5 protein-coding genes are annotated in these 6,167 nt (G+C 24.6%); all 5 read left to right on the forward strand.

All coding sequences use genetic code 11. The features are described 5' to 3' along the window. Positions 1-89: 89 nt before the first annotated feature. The 5 genes from selA (at position 90) to rlmD (ending at position 5,853) form a co-directional block, all read left to right on the forward strand. Positions 90-1,484, forward strand: a complete 1,395-nt coding sequence (gene selA / locus GBZ86_RS11290; protein WP_152890732.1) for an L-seryl-tRNA(Sec) selenium transferase — start codon at positions 90-92, stop codon at positions 1,482-1,484. Beyond that, positions 1,481-3,388, forward strand: coding sequence for a selenocysteine-specific translation elongation factor (gene selB / locus GBZ86_RS11295; protein ID WP_152890734.1), 1,908 nt, complete (start codon positions 1,481-1,483; stop codon positions 3,386-3,388). Before selA ends, selB begins: the two co-directional genes overlap by 4 nt. A gap of 107 nt (positions 3,389-3,495) precedes the next feature. Further along, on the forward strand, positions 3,496-3,741 hold the full coding sequence (locus GBZ86_RS11300; protein WP_152890736.1) for a hypothetical protein: 246 nt from the start codon (positions 3,496-3,498) through the stop codon (positions 3,739-3,741). Between the two features lie 339 nt (positions 3,742-4,080). After that, complete coding sequence (locus GBZ86_RS11305) at positions 4,081-4,482, forward strand: RDD family protein (RefSeq protein WP_152890738.1); 402 nt, start codon at positions 4,081-4,083, stop codon at positions 4,480-4,482. Positions 4,483-4,494: 12 nt separating this feature from the next. Continuing rightward, entirely contained in the window at positions 4,495-5,853 is a 1,359-nt protein-coding gene (rlmD, locus tag GBZ86_RS11310) for a 23S rRNA (uracil(1939)-C(5))-methyltransferase RlmD (RefSeq protein ID WP_152890740.1), read from the forward strand. Positions 5,854-6,167: the final 314 nt, after the last annotated feature.

The raw sequence follows: 6,167 nt of genomic DNA on the forward strand, positions 1-6,167 counted from the left end.
TATTTATTATATATTTGAATATTTTGGAGTTTATAAATTAATATAATTATAATATTTTAAACAATAGACATTAAAAGGAGTAGAATAAAATGAGTAGAGAACTTTTAAGGACTTTACCTAAGATAGATGAATTATTAAAATTATCAGAATGTAATATTTTAATTAATGAATTTAATAGAAGCTTTGTAATAGATGAATTACGTAAAGTTATTAATTTTTATAGAAAAGGAATTTTAGAAGATAAAGTTAAAAAAGTTCCTTCTTTAATAGAATGTATTAATGTATGTAGAGAAAATTTAATTAATAATAATGAACTAAATTTAAAACCAGTAATAAATGCTACTGGTGTTGTATTACATACTAACTTAGGAAGAGCGCTATTAAGTGAAGATTCAGTAGAAAATTTATTAAAAATAGCTAGAGGATATAATAATTTAGAATATAATTTAGTTAAAGGTGAGAGAGGATCAAGATATTCACATATAGAAGATTTAATAATAAAAATAACAGGTGCTGAATCTGCTTTAATAGTTAATAATAATGCGGCTGCAATTATGCTGGTGCTTAATTCTTTATGTGAAAATAAAGAAGTTATAGTATCAAGGGGACAATTAGTTGAAATAGGAGGATCTTTTAGAATACCAGAAGTTATGAATTTTTCTAAAGCAAAGATTATAGAAGTAGGTACTACTAATAGAACCCATAATTATGACTATGAAAATGCAATAAATGATGATACAGGTGCAATATTAAAGGTTCATAGTTCTAATTTTAAAATTTTAGGCTTTACTAGTGAAGTAGATATTGAAACTTTATGTGAAATAGGAAAAAAAAATAATACTTTAATTATTGAAGATATTGGAAGTGGAGTTTTAATAGATTTAGAGAAATATGGTTTAGAGAAGGAACCTACTGTTTTAAATAGTATAAAAGCAGGTGCTGATATTGTTACTTTTTCAGGAGATAAAATGCTTGGAGGTCCACAAGCTGGAATAATAGTTGGAAAAAAAGTTTATATAGATAAGATAAAGAAAAACCATTTAACTAGGGCTTTAAGGATTGATAAATTTACTTTAGCTGCTTTAGAAAGTACTTTTAAGCATTATTTAAATGAAGAAGAGGCAATAGAAAAAGTTCCTACATTAAAAATGATGACTGCCAATAAAAATGAATTAAAATTAAAGTGTGAAGAATTAATGGTAATATTAAAAGGTTTAAGTAGTATTTATAATATAAAGGTAGAAGAAGGTGTATCTACAGTAGGTGGAGGAGCTATGCCAGAAAGTGAGCTACCTACATATTTAATTAAGATAAATTCTAATAAAATTTCTTCAGATAAATTAGAAAAAGCTTTAAGAGCAAATAAAGTACCTATAATATGTAGAATAATTAGGAATAATATTTGTATTGATGTAAGGACTTTATTAAAAGAAGATTATATTGAGATTTATGAAGCTTTAAAGAAAATAGGTGAAAATATATGAAGCATGTAATTATAGGAACTTCAGGGCATATAGATCATGGGAAAACAACTCTAATAAAAGCATTAACAGGAAGAGAAACTGATAATTTAAAAGAAGAAAAAAAGAGAGGGATTTCTATTAACTTAGGATTTACTTTTTTTGATTTACCTTCAGGAAAAAGAGCAGGAATAATTGATGTACCAGGGCATGAGAAGTTTGTGAAAAATATGTTAGCAGGAGCGACTTCATTAGATGTAGTATTATTAGTTATAGCAGCAGATGAGGGTATAATGCCCCAAACTAAGGAGCACTTAGAGATTTTAGAATTATTAGATATAAAAAAAGGAATTATAGTGTTAACAAAAAGTGATTCAGTTGATGATGAATGGATGGAAATGATAAGTGATGAAGTAAAAGAATATTTAAATAAAACAAAATTTAAAGATTCATCCATAGTTAAGGTATCTTCTAAAACAGGAATGGGAATAGAAAATCTTATAAAAGAAATTGATAAAGTAGTAGAGTTAGTTGAAGTAAAAGATAAAGAAGGACATTTTAGATTGCCAATAGATAGAGTATTTTCTGTAAGTGGCTTTGGAACTGTAGTAACTGGAACTATTCTAAGTGGAACTGTTAATGTTGGAGATACTGTTCAGTTAAATCCTAAAGGATTAGAGTGCAAAATTAGAAATATTCAAATACATGATAAAGACGTTGATTTTGGAGAAGCAGGACAAAGAGCTGCTTTAAATTTAACTTCTATAAAAAAAGAAGAAATTAAACGAGGAGATATTATTTGTTCACCTAATATAATTTTGCCATCTTATATGATAAATTTAAAGTTTAAATACTTAAACTCTAATAATAAAAATTTAACAAATAGACAAAGAGTTAAAGTTTATTATGGAACATCTGAAATTTTAGGTAGAGTTATTATATTAGATAAAGATGAAATTAAACCAGGAGAAGAGGCTCTTATTCAATTGAGATTAGAAGAGGAAATATGTTGTCAAAAAGGAGATAGGTTAGTTATAAGAAATTATTCACCTATGTATACATTAGGTGGAGGAGTTGTATTAGACCCTAAGGCAACAAAAGGAAGAAGATTTAAAGAAGAATACATAGAAAGTTTAAAATTAAGAGAAAGTGGCAATATTGAAGATATAGTTGAAAATGCTATATACAGTGTTAGTGAAGTATTTCCAACAAAAAATTTAATAGTTAAAGAAGTTGGAAGAAATATTGAAAATATAGATAACATTTTATTAAATTTATTAAATGATAAAAAAATAATGAAGTTAGTAGCTAGTGAAGAAGTTAATTACGTACACAATAAATTTTTTAATAAAAAAAGTGAAGAAATATATAATGTTTTAAAAAAATTTCATACTAATAATGAATTAAAATTAGGTATGGGAAAAGAAGAAGTTAGAAGTAAAGTATTTTCAAATAATATTAAACAGAAAAAGTTTCAAGAGTTTATAAAGTTAATGGAAGAAAGAAATATTTTAAAGCAAAGTGATAAAGTTATTTCTTTAAAAGAATTTGAAGTAAAACTTACCAAAGAACAAAAAAAATTAAAAGAATTTATTTTAAAATCTTATTATGAAGGTAGTGTTTATCCACCAAAGTTTCAAGATATAATAGCTTATGAAAAGGATAAAAAAACATGTGAAATACTTCTTAACATGCTTATTGAAAGTAAAGAGATTATTAAAATAGAAGACAATATTTTAATGCATGAAAGTGTCCTAAAAGATTGTAAACATAAGATTGTTAATTATTTAAAAGAAAATAATAGCATATCTTTAGCAGATGTAAAAAAAATATTAAATACATCAAGAAAATATTTAGTACCTATTATGGAATATTTAGATAATACTAAAGTAACTAAAAGAATAGAAGATAAGAGAATTCTATATTAAATTAATTTATAAGAAATTAAGTAAAGTAGTATTAATATATAAAATTCCTACATAAATATTAATATAGTTTTAATAAATTTTATTTATATTTATGGGAGGCGAACAAAATGCAAAGTTTAAATTATTGTCTAGAGTGTCAAAGAGTATTTTTAACACAGGAAAATTGTGAATTTTGTGGTTCAATTAATACTAAATTACTTAAAAAAAGAACATCTGTAAATGTAATAGGAACAAAAGTAAAAGGGCAAATTTTAAATTGCAAAGAAGGAATAGTTAGTATTATTATTAATAATGAAAGTAATGAAAAGATGATTAAAGACTATGAAATAAAGAATTTAAAGAAGATTTTATAAACTATCTATAAATTTTTAGGGGTTAATAGCTAAAAGGGAAGAGGTTACTTTAGAATGCTTATAATATTATTTTCATGGTGATGTGTTATGAAATTAATAAAATTTGTAGTCTATAGTACCTCTTTTATTTGTATATATTTTATTAGACATAAATATTGGTATAAAAATATATAATTGACAATAAATTGTAAAAAAACAATGATAAAATAAAGAAATTAAGATTATTGAATAAAATCAATAATCAGTTATTTTATATGCTATTGATTTACATAAAATAATAAATGTAGTATATTTAAATAATGAATTTGCAAAATAATAATATGAAAATTAGGAGGCAGTATGGAAGACAAAAATAATGAACTTAATAATTTACCTAATGATGAAGAAAATAATGAAAAGTTAGTAGATGAATTAGTTGAAAATATGGAAATTACAAATGATGAAGAAGGTGTAATAGAAACTATTGAGGTTAAGGATGTTGTTAATAAGCCAAATAATAAAAAACCTTCATTTTTCAAAAGATTAGTTCAGAGTGTAATAGATGAAGCAATCATATTATTAATATCATTACTATTATTATTTTTAATAGATTTAATATTAAGACCTATGGGATATTTTATTGCAGAAAGAGTTCCTTTCTACTTTATAATATTTGTTTTAGCTAATATTTTTTACGCTCCTATATTAAAAGCAACAAAATTAAGTGGCACTATTGGCGAAAAAATAATGAAATTAAACTAGGAGAGAATACTAATGAGAAAAGGTAACGAGATTGAAATTTTAATTGAAGGTTTGGAGTTTCCTTCTAAAGGTTTTGGATATAAAAATGATTTAAAAGTTTATGCTAAAAATACTTTTCCAGGACAAAAGATATTTGGTAGGGTATCAAAGAAAAAGAAGGAATATGCTGAAATTAAAGTTTTAGAAGTAAGGGAAAAAGCAAGTTATGAAGGGGAACAAAAATGTTCTCATTTTGGAATATGTGGAGGATGTTCTTCTCAAACAGTTCCTTATGAAAAACAACTAGAGTTTAAAGTTGATCAAGTTAAGGACTTGTTTAAAGAAGGCAATGTATCAACAGGAGAATTTTTAGGAATAGAAACTAGTCCTATAGTATGGGAATATAGAAATAAAATGGAGTTTACTTTTGGTGATATGGAAAAGGGTGGCCAGCTTACTCTTGGAATGCACATGAAAGGAAAATCATTTGGCATTATAACAGTTGATGAATGTTATTTAGTAGATGAAGATTTCAGAAAAATATTATCATTAACAGTAGATTATTTTAGAGAAAAAAAATTACCTTACTACAGAATAATGGCTAGAGAAGGATATTTAAGAAATCTTATAGTTAGAAAAAGTTCAAAAACAGGTGAGATTTTAGTAAATTTAGTTACTACAACTCAAATTGATTTCGACTTAACAGAATACACTGAATTATTAAAGAAACAAGAATATAAAGGAATTTTAAAATCAGTATTACATACTGAAAATAATTCATTATCAGAAGCTGTTATACCTGAAAAAGTTAATTTATTACATGGAGATGATTTTATAACTGAAAATCTTTTAGGATTAAACTTTAAGATATCTCCGTTTTCATTCTTCCAAACAAACTCTTTAGGAGCTGAAAAATTATATAGCATAGTTAGAGAGTTTATGGGAGATGCAGACAGTAAAGTTGTTTTTGATTTATATTGTGGAACTGGAACAATAGGTCAAATTGCAGCAGGAAAAGCAAAAAAAGTAGTTGGAATTGAGCTTATAGAAGAAGCAGTAGTTGCAGCTAATGAAAATGCTAAATTAAATGGATTAAACAATTGTAATTTTATAGCTGGTGATGTAGCAGTAACTATTAAAGAAGTTAAGGATAAACCAGATATAATTATTTTAGATCCACCAAGAAGTGGAGTACATCCAAAAGCTTTAGATTATGTTATAAAGTTTAATGCACCTCAAATTATATATGTTTCATGTAATCCTAAATCACTAGTTGTTGATTTAAAAGTATTAGAGGAAAAAGGTTATGAAGTAGAAAAAACTTTATTAATGGATATGTTCCCTAATACACCTCACGTTGAAACAGTAGTTAAGCTAAAGAAGATAAAATAAGGGTTTAAGCCAATTTAAGATGTGATAAAAATAGGCTTTGCCACCCAATTGCCACCATTTATAATAAATTGGTGGCAATTATTTTATATAAAAAAATTATTGAAATAATTAAATTAATTAACTTTTAAATTTGGAAAAAAATTATAGTTAATTAAAATATATAACTATATTTAAAATAAAATAATGTATTATATTTTAATCAATTTCATTTAAAGGGAATTGTGGAAAAATATAACGTAAGATTTGATAAAATAATAATCATAATTGTCGAAAGTAGTCGTATATTTTTCTTTGATTTTTTAAAAATATAATGT

It is taken from the genome of Clostridium tarantellae, from assembly GCF_009295725.1.
GTDB lineage: Bacteria > Bacillota > Clostridia > Clostridiales > Clostridiaceae > Sarcina > Sarcina tarantellae.

Bases quoted from the DNA above. Each gene is read 5' to 3' on its own strand.
- selA (WP_152890732.1), top strand. From the start codon at position 90: ATGAGTAGAGAACTTTTAAGGACTTTACCTAAGATAGATGAATTATTA.
- selB (WP_152890734.1), top strand. From the start codon at position 1,481: ATGAAGCATGTAATTATAGGAACTTCAGGGCATATAGATCATGGGAAA.
- GBZ86_RS11300 (WP_152890736.1), top strand. From the start codon at position 3,496: ATGCAAAGTTTAAATTATTGTCTAGAGTGTCAAAGAGTATTTTTAACA.
- GBZ86_RS11305 (WP_152890738.1), top strand. From the start codon at position 4,081: ATGGAAGACAAAAATAATGAACTTAATAATTTACCTAATGATGAAGAA.
- rlmD (WP_152890740.1), top strand. From the start codon at position 4,495: ATGAGAAAAGGTAACGAGATTGAAATTTTAATTGAAGGTTTGGAGTTT.